Below are 16,021 nucleotides of genomic sequence, written 5' to 3' on the forward strand. Positions count from 1 at the left end.
GAACGGCCCCCGGCCGGTGGTTCACGGGCGCTCTCCTTGGGGCGCCCTCGGCCGGCCCACCCGGCCACCGCACGCGCACCCCCACCCGTGCCCGTCCCCACCCGGAGGAGAACTCCCCCATGGCCGACCTCGACCGTCGCCGGTTCCTTCAACTCGCAGGCGGCGCAGCCGCGTTCACGATGCTCTCGGAGAGCGTCGCGCGGGCCGCCGCGATACCGGCGCAGGGCTCCACCGGCACCATCCAGGACATCGAGCACATTGTCGTCCTGATGCAGGAGAATCGTTCCTTCGACCACTATTTCGGGGCGATGAAGGGCGTACGGGGCTTCGGCGACCCGCGCCCCGTGACCCTCCCCAGCGGAAAGTCCGTCTGGAACCAGTCGGACGGCGGCAAGGTCACGCTCCCCTTCCGGCCGACCAGCGACAAGCTGGGCATGGAGTACCTCCAGGGCCTCAACCACGACTGGGCGGGCGGCCAGAGCGCCTTCAACAAGGGCAGGTACGACAACTGGGTGCCCGCGAAGACCAAGGCCACCATGGCCCACCTCACCCGCGAGGACATCCCGTTCCACTACGCGCTCGCCGACGCCTTCACCATCTGCGACGCGTACCACTGCTCGTTCATCGGAGCGACCGACCCCAACCGCTACTACATGTGGACCGGTTACGTCGGCAACGACGGCAAGGGCGGCGGCCCCGTCCTGAACAACGCCGAGGCCGGCTACGGCTGGACCACCTACCCCGAGCGCCTGGAGGCGGCGGGCGTCTCCTGGAAGGTCTACCAGGACATCGGCGACGGCCTGAACGCCGGCGGATCGTGGGGCTGGATCGACGACGCCTTCCGCGGCAACTACGGCGACAACTCGCTGCTCTACTTCAACAACTACCGCAACGCCCAGCCCGGCAACCCGCTCTACGACAAGGCCCGCACGGGCACGAACGCCAAGGCCGGCGAGGGATTCTTCGACATCCTCCGCGCCGACGTGCAGGGCGGGCGGCTGCCGCAGGTCTCCTGGATCGCGGCCCCGGAGGCCTTCTCCGAGCACGCCAACTGGCCGTCCAACTATGGCGCCTGGTACATCGCGCAGGTCCTGGACGCACTGACCTCGAACCCGGACGTGTGGGCCCGTACCGCCCTGCTCATCACGTACGACGAGAACGACGGCTTCTTCGACCACGTCGTCCCGCCGTACGCCCCGGGCTCGGCGGCGCAGGGACTGTCGACGGCCTCCACCACCCTGGACTACTTCGGCGGCAAGACCGGCTACGTGGCCGGTCCCTACGGTCTCGGCCCGCGCGTCCCGATGCTCGTCGTCTCCCCCTGGTCCACCGGCGGTTACACCTGCTCCGAGACCTTCGACCACACCTCGGTCATCCGCTTCATGGAGCAGCGCTTCGGCGTCACCGAGCCCCAGATCTCGCCGTGGCGGCGGGCCGTCTGCGGCGACCTGACCTCCGCCTTCGACTTCTCCCGTACGAACACCTCGGCGGCCCCGCTGCCGCCGACCGGCGGCTACTTCCCGCCGGACAGGAACCGCCACCCCGACTTCCTCGCCACCGCCCCGGCGACCGGCACGATGCCCCGCCAGGAGCGCGGCGCCAAGCCCACCCGCCCGCTGAAGTACGCCCCGTTCGTGGACGGCGCCGCCGACACCGCGGGGGGCAGGTTCCGCCTCACCTTCGGCGGCGGGCCCTCGGCGGGCGCTCAGTTCTACGTGACCTCGGCCAACCGCACGGACGCCCCGTGGACGTACACCACGGAGTCCGGCAAGACGATCGCGGACACCTGGAACACCCAGTACTCGAAGGGCGTCACCGACCTCACCGTCCACGGCCCCAACGGCTTCGTCCGCCGCTTCCGCTCCCCCGGCAAGACGGCCGTCCCCGAGGTGGCGGCCCGCCACAACGCCACCACGGGCCGGCTGGACCTCACCCTCACCAACGCGGGCACGACCGCGACGGTGACCCTCACCGACGCCTACGGCGGCACCCCGAAGACGCTCTCCGTCGCGAAGGGCGCCACCGTCACCCACAGCGTCGACGTCTCCGCCGCCCACCACTGGTACGACGTGACCCTCACGTCCTCCGTGAGCACGGACTACGTCCGCCGCCTCGCGGGCCACGTGGAGACCGGCGCGGCGAGCGTCTCGGACCCGGCCATCCTCACCTACTGACCACCCCGGAACATCCCGAGGGCCCGTACGCCCGCACCCCGCGCGTACGGGCCCCCGGGCTTCGGTGACGGGGGCGGAAGCGGGGCGGCGGCCCGTCGCCGAGCGTCCCGGCCCGGCGGCCGTGATAATCGGATAAGTGCCCGGGCCCGGCGGGCGGGAGGCCCGAGCGGGCCGACGGACCGGGGCTCGCCCGGCAGGCGGTCGCACACCGCTAACCGGCCCCACGGGCCGCACCAGGCGGTCCCGGCATGTCCGGAAGGACCGAGCAGGAAGGGGTTCCCATGCCCCCGAAAGCCATCACGGCGCTGCGCTCGGCGCCCCACGCCACACCGGAGGAGCGTGCGGCGCTCGGCAGGAAGGCCCGGCGCGGCTCACCGCGGTCGGGGCACGCCGTCTACCGGCCGCCCGCCGACCGGCCCGACCCGCTGACGATCCTGGAGGCGCAGTCGGCGACGCGGGTCCCCGAGCTCGTCCCGATCCGCTACGGCCGGATGACGGAGTCCCCGTTCCGCTTCTACCGCGGCGCCGCCGCGATCATGGCGTCCGACCTGTCCGGAACGCCCCGCTCCGGGCTGACGGCCCAGCTGTGCGGGGACGCGCACATGCTGAACTTCCGGCTTCTCGCCTCGCCGGAACGGCAGTTGATGTTCGACATCAACGACTTCGACGAGACGCTCCCGGGCCCGTGGGAGTGGGACGTCAAACGGCTGGCGACGAGTCTCGTCATCGCCGCCCGGGCGAACGACTTCGACGACGCCGAGCGCGCCCGCATCGTCGAGGACACCGTCCGTTCCTACCGCGAGGCGATGATCCGCTTCGCGGGCATGCGCACCCTCGACGTCTGGTACTCGAAGATCGACGCGGCCCGCCTCGAAGCCCTGGGGTCGACCCTGCTCCACCGGCACGGGCGGAGGAACCTGGCCCGCGCCATGGCGAAGGCCCGTACCCGGGACAGCCTCCAGGCCTTCGACCGGCTCACCGAGATCGTGGACGGGCACCCCGTGATCGCGGCGGACCCCCCGCTGCTCGTTCCGATGGACGACCTGCTGCCGGACCTCCAGCGCGCCGCCCTCGAGAACCGGTTCCACCACCTGATCGGGGAGTACGGCACCACCCTGTCGTCCGACCGGCGCGCGCTCCTGGCGGACTACCGGCTGACGGACATCGCCCGCAAGGTGGTCGGAGTCGGCAGTGTCGGAACCCGCTGCTGGATCTTCCTGCTCCTCGGCCGGGACGACCGGGACCCGCTCTTCCTCCAGGCCAAGGAGGCGGACACCTCCGTGCTCGCCCCGTTCGTCGGCGCGAGCGCCTACCGCAACCAGGGCGAGCGCGTCGTCTCCGGCCAACGCCTGATGCAGGCCACCAGCGACATCTTCCTCGGCTGGCAGCGCGTGGACGGGATCGACGGCAGGAAGCGTGACTTCTACGTACGCCAGCTTCGCGACTGGAAGGGCATCGTCGTCCCGGAGCGGATGCGCCCGAAGGACATGAGGGCCTTCGGCGACCTGTGCGGGCTGACGCTGGCGCGCGCGCACGCCCGGTCCGGCGACCGGATCGCGATCGCCGCGTACCTGGGCCGGAGCTCCTCGTTCGACCGCGCGCTGGCGATCTTCGCGGAGCGCTACGCCGACCAGAACGAGCGCGACCACCAGGCCTTGGTCGACGCCGTACGCGCGGGCCGGCTGCCCGCCGAGGAAGGGACCTGACCGGGTGGACGGGCCATCCCGCTCCCCGGGGACCCCGGCCCGCGGGGCATCCGGGTGATCCCGGCGTGTCGCTACGGCACGCCGGAGCGCCGGGGGCGCACCGTGGGACAAGAAGAAGCCCGCGACCGGCAGGAAAATCCTTCCTGCGGCCACGGGCGGTGGTGGGGCGGGTGGGACTCGAACCCACGGCCGACGGATTATGAGTCCGCTGCTCTAACCGGCTGAGCTACCGCCCCGTACGGTGAGGCGCGTACATGTGTGCGCGCCGTCTGCCGTAGCATAGCCGCTCATACGATCTCCTGCTCCGGAAGATCGGCCCTGCTCGACCATGAAGACCGCACCGCGCCGCGCATGGTTCCCCCGGACGCGAAAAAGGACCCCGAAGGGTCCTTTTCCGTTCCGCTCCCCCGACTGGACTCGAACCAGTAACCCTCCGGTTAACAGCCGAATGCTCTGCCAATTGAGCTACAGGGGATCGCGCTCCCCCGACTGGACTCGAACCAGTAACCTGCCGGTTAACAGCCGGCTGCTCTGCCAATTGAGCTACAGGGGATTGCTGCGTTGCACCGAACGTACCCACTCCGGATGCTCCGGGCGGGCGGTTGCTCGCTGCGACACATACATTAGCGCAAGCAGGGGGGTGCTCCGCCAATCGGTATCGCCGTGGGCACCACCTGGGCACCGACGATGCGTCGGGGATGCGTCGCGGACGCATCAGAGAACCTCTCCAGGGAAGGTGGTGGCCATGCGATACAAGCTGACGTTCGTCGTAGGACTCGCCCTCGGTTACGTGGTCGGCACGCGGGCCGGACGCGAGCGCTACGAGCAGATGAAGAAGTCCGCGAAGGAGTTCACGCGGAACCCGGCCGTGCGCAACGCCGCCGAGTCCGCCGCCCAGACCGGGCGGCAGGTCGCGGGCAAGGCCGCGCACGTCGTGGGCGACAAGGTGGGCGACCGGCTGCCGTCCTCGGTGACCGACCGGTTCCACGCGCTGGCAGGGCGCGGCGGAGCCAACGGAAAGGTCGAGGAAGACGACTGGGGAACCAGCAACACCTGAATCGCCCCGCATGCGGCAGAATCAAGTGTCATGGGGATAGTCGCCGGACTCGACAGCTCAGCGGAGTTCACACGCATCGTCGTCTGTGACACGGACACGGGTGCCGTACTGCGGCAGGGATACGCCCCTCACCCGGGCGAACCCAAGGCCGTCGACGTCGACCCGCAGACCTGGCTGCTCTCGCTCGGGGAGGCCGCCACCGGCGGGCTCCTCGAGGGCGTGCAGGCCATCGGCGTGTCCGCGCAGCAGCACGGACTCGTACCGCTCGACGCCCAGGGCGGCCTGGTGCGGCCCGCGCTCGTCCGCAACGACAAGCGGGCCCAGATCGCCGCCGCCGACCTCGTCGAGTCGCTCGGCGGCCGTCAGGCCTGGGCCGAGGCCGTCGGCTCCGTACCCGGCGCCGGGCAGCCGGTGGCCAAGCTGCGCTGGCTGGCCCGTACCGAGCCTGACCACGCCCGGCGGGTCGCGATGGTCCTCCAGCCGCACGACTGGCTGGTCTGGCAGCTCCTCGGCCGCCCCGCCCGGCGCACCACCGACCGCGGCGCCGCCTCCGGCACCGGCTACTGGTCGGCCCGCACCGGCACGTACCGCCCCGACCTCGTCGAGCTGGCCCTCGGCCACCAAGCCGTGCTGCCCGAGGTGCTCGGCCCTGCCGACGCGGCCGGCACCACCCCCGAAGGGCTGCTCATCTCCGCCGGCACGGGCGAGACGATGGCCGCCGCGCTGGGCCTGGGACTCGGCCCCGGCGACGCGGTGGTCTCGCTCGGCGCCTCCGGCTCCGTGATGGCCGTCCACCACGAGGCCCTCGCCGACCCCAGCGGCATGATCACCTCCTTCGCCGACGCCACCGGCATGCACCTGCCCGTCGTCCACACCTCCAACGCGGTACGGGCGCTGCGCGGCACCGCCGAAATGCTGGGCCTCGACTCCCTCGAAGAGCTGTCCGCGCTGGCCCTGAAGTCGACGCCGGGCGCCTCCGGGCTCGTCCTGCTGCCCTATCTGGAGGGCGAGCGGACCCCGAACCTGCCGCACACGGCGGGCACGCTGAGCGGGCTGCGGCGCGAGTCGATGAAGCCCGAGCACCTGGCGCGCGCCGCGTTCGAGGGCATGCTCTGCGCGCTCACCGACGCCATGGACGTGCTGCGCGGGCGCGGGGTCGAGGTCCGCCGGGTGTTCCTGCTGGGCGCCGCGGCCGCGCTTCCGGCGGTGCAGGCGCTCGCGCCCGCGCTGTTCGGCGCGCAGGTCGTCGTCCCCCAGCCGGCCGACTACGCGGCACTCGGGGCGGCCCGGCAGGCCGCCTGGGCGCTCGGGGTGGCGCGGGGCACGCTGTCGCCGTCCACTCCCCCGGCCTGGCAGGGCGCGGCCGCGCAGATCCTGGAGCCGGGCGAGGACCTGTCCGCGGGCCGGGCGGTGCGGCAGCAGTACGTGGCGACCCGTGACCAGCTGCACCCGGGCGCGTTCGGCTCGTGACCCCGCGACGGGACCGGCCCCGGGCCCGGTCCCGTACCTCGGGCGTTCGTTCGTAAAGTCTTTGCCAGGCCTCGTCCCGCACCCCGGAACCGAGTCGTAACGTCCCGGGCGTGCGGGCGATAGTGGAGCCGTGCTCATAAGACTTCTCCGAACCCACCTCGGGCCCTATCGAAAACCCATCGCACTGCTCGTGCTGCTGCAGTTCCTGCAGACCTGCGCGAGCCTCTACCTGCCGACCCTGAACGCGGACATCATCGACAACGGTGTCGTCGACGGGGACACCGGATACATCCTGCGCTTCGGCGCCCTGATGGTCGGCGTCTCCGTCGTCCAGGTCGTCTGCAACATCGGGGCCGTGTTCTACGGCGCCCGCACCGCGTCCGCGCTGGGCCGGGACGTGCGTGCCGCGGTCTTCGACCGGGTGCAGTCGTTCTCCGCGCGGGAGCTGGGGCACTTCGGCGCGCCCTCGCTGATCACCCGTACGACCAACGACGTGCAGCAGATCCAGATGCTGGTCCTGATGGCGTTCACGCTGATGGTCTCCGCGCCCATCATGTGCGTCGGCGGCATCGTGATGGCCCTCGGCCAGGACGTGCCGCTCTCGGGCGTGCTGCTCGCCGTGGTGCCGGTCCTCGCGGTCTCGGTCTCCCTGATCGTGCGGAGGATGCGGCCGCTCTTCCGGACGATGCAGGAGCGTCTCGACACGGTGAACCGGGTGCTGCGCGAGCAGATCACCGGCAACCGTGTGATCCGGGCGTTCGTGAAGGACGACTACGAGGAGGAGCGGTTCCGCGGCGCCAACGCGGAGCTGACCGATGTCTCGATGGCGACCGGCCGGCTGATGGCCCTGATGTTCCCGGTGGTCATGACCGTCGTGAACATCTCCAGCGTGGCGGTCGTCTGGTTCGGCGCGCACCGCATCGACAGCGGCGGCATGCAGATCGGTGCGCTGACCGCGTTCCTCGCCTATCTGATGCAGATCGTGATGGCGGTCATGATGGCCACCTTCATGTTCATGATGGTGCCCCGGGCCGAGGTCTGCGCCGAGCGCATCGAGGAGGTCCTCGCGACCGAGTCCAGCGTGGTCCCGCCGGTGAAGCCGGTGACCGAGCTGGACCGGCGGGGGCATCTGGAGGTCAAGGGCGCCGACTTCCGCTACCCGGGCGCGGAGGAGTCCGTCCTCAAGGAGGTCGGGCTCGAAGCCCGGCCCGGTGAGACGACCGCGATCATCGGCTCCACCGGCAGCGGCAAGTCGACCCTGCTCGGACTCGTGCCGCGGCTCTTCGACGCCACCGGCGGCGAGGTCCTCGTCGACGGCGTCGACGTCCGGAAGCTACACCCCGATCTCATGGCGAGGACCGTGGGACTCGTCCCCCAGAAGCCCTACCTCTTCTCCGGGACCGTCGCCACCAACCTCCGCTACGGCAAGCCCGACGCGAGCGACGAGGAGCTCTGGCACGCGCTGGAGGTCGCCCAGGCCGCCGACTTCGTACGGAACCTCGAAGCCGGTCTGAACGCGCCCATCGCACAGGGCGGCACCAACGTCTCCGGCGGGCAGCGGCAGCGGCTCGCCATCGCGCGGACGCTGGTGCAGCGGCCGGAGATCTATCTCTTCGACGACTCGTTCTCCGCGCTCGACTACGAGACGGACGCCCTGCTGCGGGCCGCGCTCGCCCGGGAGACGGCCGACTCGACCGTCGTGATCGTCGCCCAGCGGGTCTCCACCATCCGGGACGCCGACCGGATCGTCGTCCTCGACGAGGGCCGGGTCGTCGGCACCGGACGGCACCAGGAGCTGATGGCGGACAACGAGACGTACCGGGAGATCGTGCTCTCCCAGCTCACCGAGGCGGAGGCAGCCTGATGGCCGGTCCTGGCGGACGCATGATGGCCGGTGGCGGCCCCGACCAGCGGTCGATGGACTTCAAGGGCTCGGGCAAGCGGCTGCTCAAGCAGCTGGCGCCCGAGCGCGGCACGCTCTGGGTGATGCTGATCGCCGGTGTGCTGTCGGTGGCGGCCTCGGTGGTCGGCCCGAAGATCCTCGGCAAGGCGACCGACCTCGTCTTCGCGGGTGTCGTCGGGCGGCAGATCGAGGGCGGCACGAAGGCGGAGGCGATCGAGAGGCTGCGCGCCTCGGGCGACTCCGGCATGGCGGACATGCTGAGCGGTGTCGACTTCACGCCGGGGCAGGGGATCGACTTCTCCGCCGTCGGCGAGGTGCTCCTCGTCGTCCTCGGTGTGTACGTGGCGGCGGGCCTGCTGATGCTGGTCTCCACCCGGATGTCGATCAAGGTGATCAACCGGACGGTCTACCGGATGCGGGAGGACGTCCAGACGAAGCTGGCGCGGCTTCCCCTGTCGTACTTCGACAAGGCCAAGCGCGGCGAGGTGCTGTCGCGGGCGACCAACGACATCGACAACATCTCGCAGACCCTCCAGCAGTCGATGGGCCAGCTGATCAACTCGCTGCTCACGATCGTCGGCGTGCTCGCGATGATGTTCTGGATCTCGCCGCTGCTGGCGCTCGTGGCGCTGGTCACGGTGCCGGTCTCGGTCTTCGTCGCGGCGAAGATCGGCAAGCGCTCGCAGCCGCACTTCGTTCAGCAGTGGAAGTCCACGGGCACGCTCAACGCGCACGTGGAGGAGATGTACAGCGGGCACACCCTGGTGAAGGTCTTCGGCCGGCAGGCGGAGTCCGCGGAGGACTTCCGCGAGCAGAACGAGGCGCTGTACGAGGCCGGGTTCAAGGCGCAGTTCAACAGCGGTGTGATGCAGCCGGTGATGTTCTTCATCTCGAACATCAACTACGTCCTGGTGGCCGTGGTCGGCGGTCTGCGGGTGGCGAGCGGCACGCTCTCCATCGGCGACGTGCAGGCCTTCATCCAGTACTCGCGCCAGTTCTCGATGCCGCTGACGCAGGTCGCGTCGATGGCGAACCTGGTGCAGTCGGGCGTGGCCTCGGCCGAGCGGATCTTCGAGCTGCTCGACGCGGAGGAGCAGGAGCCGGACGCGCCGAGGAGCGAGAGCGAGACGCCCGCGGACCTCAAGGGCAAGGTGGCCCTGGAGGGGGTCTCCTTCCGCTACGAGGCCGACAAGCCGCTCATCGAGAACCTGTCGCTCACGGTGGAGCCGGGCCAGACGGTCGCGATCGTCGGCCCGACCGGCGCGGGCAAGACGACCCTGGTGAACCTGCTCATGCGGTTCTACGAGGTGACGGGCGGCCGGATCACCCTCGACGGGGCCGACATCGCCAAGATGCCCCGGGAGCGGCTGCGGGCCGGGATCGGCATGGTCCTCCAGGACACCTGGCTGTTCGGCGGCACCATCGCGGACAACATCGCGTACGGCGCCACGCGCGCGGTGACCCGGGCGGAGATCGAGGAGGCGGCGCGGGCCGCGCACGCCGACCGCTTCGTCCGCACCCTGCCCGAGGGGTACGACACGGTCATCGACGACGACGGGGCGGGGGTCAGCGCGGGCGAGAAGCAGCTGATCACCATCGCGCGGGCGTTCCTGTCCGACCCGGTGATCCTCGTCCTCGACGAGGCCACCAGCTCGGTCGACACCCGGACCGAGGTCCTCATCCAGAAGGCGATGGCCCGACTGGCCCACGGACGCACGTCGTTCGTGATCGCGCACCGGCTCTCCACGATCCGGGACGCGGACGTGATCCTGGTGATGGAGAACGGTTCCATCGTCGAACAGGGCACGCACGAACAGCTGTTGTCGTCGGGCGGGGCCTACGCCCGGCTGTACGCGGCGCAGTTCGCGCAGGCGGTGGCCGAGGTCGACTGACGGGGAGGTGACCCGTGCCGCATGATGTGCGGCATGGGTCACGACTCCAAGGGTTCCTGGGTGCCGTCGGTCGCGCTGCGGGTCGGCGCCGGACGCGTGCGGGTGGCGGCGCTGCTGCTCGGCGCGGACGGCCGCGTCCGCGGAGACGCGGACATGGTCTTCGACGGGCAGCCGGTCCACCCTTCCGGCGCGGCCCGCCACGAGAACGGGTCGCTGGTCCTCGTGCTGCCCGAGGTGGAGGCGGAGGTCGAGCGGATCGTGGTCGCCGGTTCGGCGGGCGGCGGCTCGCTGGCGGCGCTGGCCCCGGACCGGGCGGTGGTCGCCACGTTGATGGTGACGGGCGCGGACGACGCGAGCGCCGTCGTGTTCGGCGAGTTCTTCCGCGAGTCGGGCGGCTGGAAGTTCGGTGGGCTCGGGAAGGGGTACGTCTCCGGGCTCGCCGGCCTGGTCACGGAGTACGGCGTCGACGTCGCGGAGGAGCCGCCGGTCGCGGAGGTCACCGACGGGCCCGCCCCCGGTCCGTGGGAGAAGCCGGTCGCGGAGGTCACCGGCCGGCCCGCCCCCGGCTCGTGGCAGAAGCCGGTCGCGGAGGCCGCCGCCGCTGCCCCGACGGCGGCTCCGGTCGCCGGTCCCGTCGCGCTGACGGGTGTCGCGAAGGTGCCGGTGCACGCACCGCCGACCGCGGGATGGCACCGGGGAGCGCCGCACGGAACGGCCGGGCCGGGTGCGCCAGGAGCTTCGGGTGCGGCGGAGCCCGCGAGGACGTCCGGCGCGGCCCCGGGGCCGACCGGCGGCCCCGACACCTCGGTCTTCCCGCCGGTCGAGCGGGAGTACCGGCTGCTCGACGGCTGGGACTTCGGTCCGGTCTTCGAGCCGTTCACCGTCGAGGGGCGCGCGAACGACGTCGTCAGCACGCCGTCCCGGGTCCCCCCGGGCCTCGTCCTCGTCGAGCTCGCGCACCGGGGCGGCGGCTACGTCGGCCTCAATCCGCTCGACGAGCAGAACAAGAGCCTGCGCTACCTCTTCAACTCGACCCTGCCCGACTTCCGGGGCAGCCGGGTGGTCCCGTCCCCCGAGGGCCGCCCTCTGCGCATGCGCCTCCAGGCGGACGGCGACTGGGTCCTGCGCGTGAAGCCGGTCGCCGCGGCCCGCCGGCTGGCGGGAACGCTGCGGGGGTACTGCGACGAGGCCCTGCTGCACACGGGCGGACCGGCCGACCTCCAGGTGGAGTTCGAGGGCGACCCGACGGCGAACGGCGGCGGCTACGTCGGGATCAACGGCCACGAGGTCGCCGGCCGGGCCGACCTGACCGGGCCGCACACCCTGCTCCTGAACTCGGCCGACGGCAGGGGCCGGCACACCGTCCCGGTCCCCCCGGGCCCTCTGCTGCTGCTCCTGCGGGCGGACGGTCCCTGGACCCTCACCCTCCGCGAGACGGCGGGCTGGGCGCCCGCTCAGTCGAGATAGCCCCGCAGCTGGTCCGCGTACGCGTGGTCCCTCAGTTTGTTGAGGGTCTTGGACTCGATCTGGCGGATGCGTTCGCGGGTCACGCCGAAGATCCGGCCGATCTCCTCCAGGGTGCGGGGCCTGCCGTCGTCGAGGCCGTAGCGGAGCTGGACGACCTTCCGTTCGCGCTCGCCGAGGGTGGAGAGCACGTCCTCCAGGTGGCGGCGGAGCAGCAGGAAGGCGGCGGACTCGACGGGTGAGGCGGCGTCGCCGTCCTCGATGAGGTCGCCGAGGGCGACGTCGTCCTCCTCGCCGACGGGGGCGTGCAGGGAGACGGGTTCCTGGGCGAGGCGGAGCACCTCGCCGACCCGCTCGGGGGCCACGTCCAGCTGGGCGGCGACCTCCTCGGCGGTGGGTTCGTAGCCGCGTTCCTGGAGCATGCGGCGCTGGACGCGGATGACGCGGTTGATGAGTTCGACGACGTGCACGGGGACGCGGATGGTCCGGGCCTGGTCGGCGAGGGCCCGGGACATCGCCTGGCGGATCCACCAGGTGGCGTACGTGGAGAACTTGTAGCCGCGCGCGTAGTCGAACTTCTCGACGGCCCTGATGAGGCCGAGGTTGCCCTCCTGGACGAGGTCCAGCATGGTCAGGCCGCGGCCCACGTACCGTTTGGCGACGGAGACGACGAGGCGGAGGTTGGCCTCGATGAGCTTGCGTTTGGCGATCCTGCCGAGGACGACGAGCTGGTCCAGGTCGCTCGCCAACCGGGAGTCCAGGTCGGGGGTGTTGGCGAGTTTCTCCTCGGCGAACAGTCCCGCCTCGACGCGGCGGGCGAGGTCGACCTCGTCCTCGGCGGTGAGCAGCGGGATGCGGCCGATCTCGCGGAGGTACTGGCGGAAGAGGTCGGAGGAGGGCCCGTTGCCGCCCGGGTCGGGGCGGCGGCGCTGGGGTGGTGTCTCCGGCTGCTCGTCCGGTGCGGCGGCGGGCGGTTCCTGGGACACGATCCGGGTCTGCACGGCGGGCGACCTCCAGGGGGGTGATCGCTGCCGGTCCGGGGGCGTAGGGCAGCGGGACGACACCGTTACCCAGTGTGGGGTACGACACAGTGAGCCCACGAGGGGCGTGCGGTGACTTTTTGAGACCGGGGCGTGACTGACCGTGCGTCAGAGGGCGGCGGCGCCGTTGTTCCGCAGGGACTGGCCGTACTGGGTGAGGACCCAGAGCTCGTTCTGGACGGCGGCGACCTGTTCGGGGTCGCCCTGGGCGCCGAGGCGGGCCAGGGTGCCCTGGACGTCGCGGATGCGGCGGTCGACGGCACGGAGCCGGACGGTGACGAGCTGGTCTCCGGCGTAGGCCTCGTCGACGGTCTTGGCGAAGATCGTCTCGACGGCGAGTTCGGTGACGAGGGCGCGCACGGTGTCGTTGGGCGCGGCCTCGCGGACGGTGTCGAGGTAGTCGGAGGGGGCTCCGGTGGCGCCTCCGGCGTCCTGGACGCACTGGCGGACGGCCGCGTAGGGCGGGGCGGTGAACTCGTCGGTCCCGTAGGCGTCGAAGGCCGGGGAGACGAGTTCGGGGCGCTGGAGGGCGAGCTTGAGGAGTTCGCGCTCGGTGCGGTGGGCGGGGCTGCGCAGGTTGAGCGCGGGCCCGGAGGCGACGGCCGCGGCCGGTGCGGCGGTGTCGTAGCCGCGCTGCGGGGTCTGCTGCTGTGCGGGGCCCTTGCCGCCGCGGTCGCGGGCCCAGCGGGCGAGCTGGGCGACCCGCTTGACGACGAACTGGGTGTCGAGGATGCCGAGCATGCCGGCGAGCTGGACGGCGACCTCGTGCTGCGCGCCGATGTTCTTGATCCGGGCGACGACGGGCGCGGCCTCGTCGAGGGCGGCGGCGCGGCCGGCCGGGGTCTCCAGGTCGTACCGCTTCACGATCTGGCGGAGGGCGAACTCGAAGAGCGGGGTGCGGGGCTGGACGAGGTCGGCGACGGCCTCGTCGCCCTTGGCGAGCCGCAGGTCGCAGGGGTCCATGCCGTCGGGTGCGATGGCGATGTAGGTCTCGGCGGCGAACTTCTGGTCGTCCTCGAAGGCGCGCAGGGCGGCCTTCTGGCCGGCGGCGTCGCCGTCGAAGGTGAAGATGACGCGGGCCGAGCCGTTGTCCATGAGGAGCCGGCGGAGGATCTTGATGTGGTCGCCGCCGAAGGCGGTGCCGCAGGTGGCGATGGCGGTGGTGACCCCGGCGAGGTGGCAGGCCATGACGTCGGTGTAGCCCTCGACGACGACGGCGCGGCTGACCTTGGCGATGTCCTTCTTGGCCAGGTCGATGCCGTAGAGCACCTGGGACTTCTTGTAGATCGGGGTCTCGGGCGTGTTGAGGTACTTGGGCCCGTTGTCGTCGTCACGGAGCTTGCGGGCGCCGAAGCCGACGATCTCGCCGCCGACGTCCTTGATCGGCCACATGAGGCGGCCGCGGAAGCGGTCGATGGGGCCGCGGCGGCCTTCCTGGGACAGGCCGGAGAGGGTGAGCTCCTTGTCGGAGAAGCCCTTGCCGCGCAGGTAGCGGGTGAGGTGGTCCCATCCGGCCGGGGAGTATCCGACGCCGAAGTGGGCGGCCGCGGCCTGGTCGAAGCCGCGCTCGGCGAGGAACTTCCGGCCGATCTCGGCCTCGGGCGAATCGAGTTGCTCGATGTAGAACTGGGCGGCGGCCTTGTGCGCCTCGACCAGGCGGATGCGTTCCCCGCGCTGGTGGCCGGGGTTGTAGCCGCCCTCCTCGTACCGCAGGGTGATGCCCGCCTTGGCGGCGAGGCGCTCGACCGTCTCCGAGAAGGAGAGGTGGTCGATCTTCATCACGAAGGCGATGGTGTCGCCGCCCTCCTGGCAGCCGAAGCAGTGGAAGAGTCCCTTGCTGGGGCTGACCTGGAAGGAGGGCGACTTCTCGTCGTGGAAGGGGCAGAGACCCTTGAGGTTTCCGCCGCCCGCGTTGCGGAGCTGGAGGTACTCGGACACGACGGCGTCGATCGGGACCGCGTCCCGGACCGCCTTCACGTCGTCATCGTTGATCCTGCCTGCCACGCATGAAGTCTACGTGTGGGCGGAGGTGATCAGATCAGGCTCTCCAGGGGCACGGAGGCGTCGGCGAGGGCGTCGGGGTCCACGGCCGTACGGGCGCGGATGAGCTGCTGGACGGGGTCTGTGACGTCCCACACATTCACGTTCATCCCGGCGAGGACCCGGCCCTCCTTGAGCCAGAAGGCGATGAACTCGCGCTTGCCGGTGTCGCCGCGGACCACGACCTGGTCGTACGAGCCGGGGGGCGCCCAGCCGGAGTACTCCATGCCCAGGTCGTACTGGTCGGAGAAGAAGTAGGGGACGCGGTCGTAGGAGACGCGCTGCCCGAGCATGGCGCGGGCGGCGGCCGGGCCGCCGTTGAGGGCGTTGGCCCAGTGCTCGACGCGGAGCCGGGTGTGGAGCAGCGGGTGGTGGGCGGCGGCGACGTCGCCCGCGGCGTAGATGTCGGGGTCGGAGGTGCGCAGCGACTCGTCGACGGCGATGCCGCCGCCGTCGGCGCGGTCGACGAGGGCGAGCCCGGAGTTCTCGGCGAGGACGGTGCGGGGTGCGGCGCCGATCGCGGCGAGCACGGCGTGCGCCGGGTGCTCCTCGTCGTCGTCGGTGCGGACGGCGAGGACCATGCCGTCCTGGCCGACGATCTCGGTGAGCCGGGCGCCGAAGTGGAAGCGGACTCCGTGGTCGGCGTGCAGGTCGGCGAAGAGCTGGCCGAGTTCGGGGCCGAGGACCCGGTGCAGCGGGGTGGGGTCGGACTCGACGACGGTGACCTCGGCGCCGTAGCCGCGGGCGGCGGCGGCGACCTCGAGGCCGATCCAGCCGGCGCCGGCGATCACCAGGTGGCCGTTGTCGCGGCCGAGGGAGGCGAGGACCTGGCGGAGACGGTCGGCGTGGGCGAGCCGGCGCAGATGGTGGACGCCGGCGAGTTCGGTGCCGGGGACGTCGAGACGGCGGGGCTCGGCGCCGGTGGCGAGGAGCAGCTTGTCGTAGCGGATCACGGTGCCGTCGCCGAGGCGGACGGTGCGGGCGTCGCGGTCGACGGCGGTGACGGACTGCCCGAGGTGCAGCTCGATGTCGTGGCCCGCGTACCAGGCGGCCTCGTGGACGAAGACGCTGTCGCGTTCCTTCGAGCCGGTCAGGTACCCCTTGGACAGGGGTGGGCGCTCGTAGGGGTGGTCGCGTTCGTCGCCGATGAGGATCACCCGGCCGTTGAACCCCTCGGCACGCAGGGTCTCCGCCGCTTTGGCCCCTGCCAGGCCCCCGCCGACGATGACAAAGGTCTGATCTGCGTCGACCACGTCGTTTCCTCCTCTTTGCGAC

The 16,021-nt window shown here is 71.5% G+C and carries 10 protein-coding genes and 3 tRNA genes; 7 read left to right on the forward strand and 6 right to left on the reverse strand.

Features of this window, described 5'->3' with window-relative positions:
- The first annotated feature begins 119 nt into the window (after window positions 1–119).
- A complete protein-coding gene (locus tag OG392_RS12140; protein ID WP_329278490.1) occupies window positions 120–2,174 on the forward strand; it encodes a phosphocholine-specific phospholipase C in 2,055 nt (684 codons plus the stop codon).
- 281 nt (window positions 2,175–2,455) lie between these two features.
- The gene (locus OG392_RS12145; protein WP_329278492.1) at window positions 2,456–3,880 is read left to right on the forward strand and encodes a DUF2252 domain-containing protein; all 1,425 of its coding nucleotides are present in this window, start codon (window positions 2,456–2,458) and stop codon (window positions 3,878–3,880) included.
- Between the two features lie 159 nt (window positions 3,881–4,039).
- Here the strand turns inward: OG392_RS12145 and OG392_RS12150 are convergent.
- The 3 genes from OG392_RS12150 to OG392_RS12160 form a co-directional block, all read right to left on the reverse strand.
- A tRNA-Ile gene (locus OG392_RS12150) sits at window positions 4,040–4,116 on the reverse strand.
- A 166-nt stretch (window positions 4,117–4,282) separates the two neighbouring features.
- Window positions 4,283–4,355: transfer RNA gene (locus OG392_RS12155), tRNA-Asn, on the reverse strand.
- Between the two features lie 5 nt (window positions 4,356–4,360).
- A tRNA-Asn gene (locus OG392_RS12160) sits at window positions 4,361–4,433 on the reverse strand.
- A gap of 192 nt (window positions 4,434–4,625) precedes the next feature.
- On the opposite strand from OG392_RS12160, the gene OG392_RS12165 reads away from it, so the two are divergent.
- The 5 genes from OG392_RS12165 (at window position 4,626) to OG392_RS12185 (ending at window position 11,669) form a co-directional block, all read left to right on the forward strand.
- Window positions 4,626–4,937, forward strand: coding sequence for a YtxH domain-containing protein (locus OG392_RS12165; RefSeq protein ID WP_329278494.1), 312 nt, complete (start codon window positions 4,626–4,628; stop codon window positions 4,935–4,937).
- Window positions 4,938–4,967: 30 nt separating this feature from the next.
- A complete protein-coding gene (locus OG392_RS12170) occupies window positions 4,968–6,407 on the forward strand; it encodes an FGGY family carbohydrate kinase (protein WP_329278496.1) in 1,440 nt (479 codons plus the stop codon).
- Window positions 6,408–6,537: 130 nt separating this feature from the next.
- Complete coding sequence (locus tag OG392_RS12175; RefSeq protein WP_329278498.1) at window positions 6,538–8,271, forward strand: ABC transporter ATP-binding protein; 1,734 nt, start codon at window positions 6,538–6,540, stop codon at window positions 8,269–8,271.
- Window positions 8,271–10,202, forward strand: a complete 1,932-nt coding sequence (locus OG392_RS12180) for an ABC transporter ATP-binding protein (RefSeq protein WP_329278499.1) — start codon at window positions 8,271–8,273, stop codon at window positions 10,200–10,202. Before OG392_RS12175 ends, OG392_RS12180 begins: the two co-directional genes overlap by 1 nt.
- Window positions 10,203–10,235: 33 nt before the next feature.
- On the forward strand, window positions 10,236–11,669 hold the full coding sequence (locus OG392_RS12185) for a TerD family protein (protein WP_329278501.1): 1,434 nt from the start codon (window positions 10,236–10,238) through the stop codon (window positions 11,667–11,669).
- Here OG392_RS12185 and OG392_RS12190 read toward each other — a convergent pair.
- From OG392_RS12190 to OG392_RS12200, 3 genes are read right to left on the reverse strand one after another with little or no spacing between them, the layout of a single operon-like run.
- Window positions 11,657–12,766: an RNA polymerase sigma factor gene (locus OG392_RS12190; protein ID WP_443054759.1), complete on the reverse strand. Its 1,110-nt coding sequence runs from the start codon at window positions 12,764–12,766 to the stop codon at window positions 11,657–11,659. The genes OG392_RS12185 and OG392_RS12190 overlap by 13 nt on opposite strands.
- Window positions 12,767–12,814: 48 nt before the next feature.
- The gene (gene dnaG / locus OG392_RS12195; RefSeq protein ID WP_329278504.1) at window positions 12,815–14,710 is read right to left on the reverse strand and encodes a DNA primase; all 1,896 of its coding nucleotides are present in this window, start codon (window positions 14,708–14,710) and stop codon (window positions 12,815–12,817) included.
- 29 nt (window positions 14,711–14,739) lie between these two features.
- Window positions 14,740–15,999, reverse strand: a complete 1,260-nt coding sequence (locus OG392_RS12200; protein ID WP_329278506.1) for an NAD(P)/FAD-dependent oxidoreductase — start codon at window positions 15,997–15,999, stop codon at window positions 14,740–14,742.
- Window positions 16,000–16,021 lie beyond the last annotated feature (22 nt).

Source organism: Streptomyces sp. NBC_00691 (assembly GCF_036226665.1).
Classification (GTDB): domain Bacteria; phylum Actinomycetota; class Actinomycetes; order Streptomycetales; family Streptomycetaceae; genus Streptomyces.

Coding starts and splice junctions, on each gene's coding strand:
- OG392_RS12140 (WP_329278490.1), top strand. CDS start 120: ATGGCCGACCTCGACCGTCGCCGGTTCCTTCAACTCGCAGGCGGCGCA.
- OG392_RS12145 (WP_329278492.1), top strand. CDS start 2,456: ATGCCCCCGAAAGCCATCACGGCGCTGCGCTCGGCGCCCCACGCCACA.
- OG392_RS12165 (WP_329278494.1), top strand. CDS start 4,626: ATGCGATACAAGCTGACGTTCGTCGTAGGACTCGCCCTCGGTTACGTG.
- OG392_RS12170 (WP_329278496.1), top strand. CDS start 4,968: ATGGGGATAGTCGCCGGACTCGACAGCTCAGCGGAGTTCACACGCATC.
- OG392_RS12180 (WP_329278499.1), top strand. CDS start 8,271: ATGGCCGGTCCTGGCGGACGCATGATGGCCGGTGGCGGCCCCGACCAG.
- OG392_RS12185 (WP_329278501.1), top strand. CDS start 10,236: ATGGGTCACGACTCCAAGGGTTCCTGGGTGCCGTCGGTCGCGCTGCGG.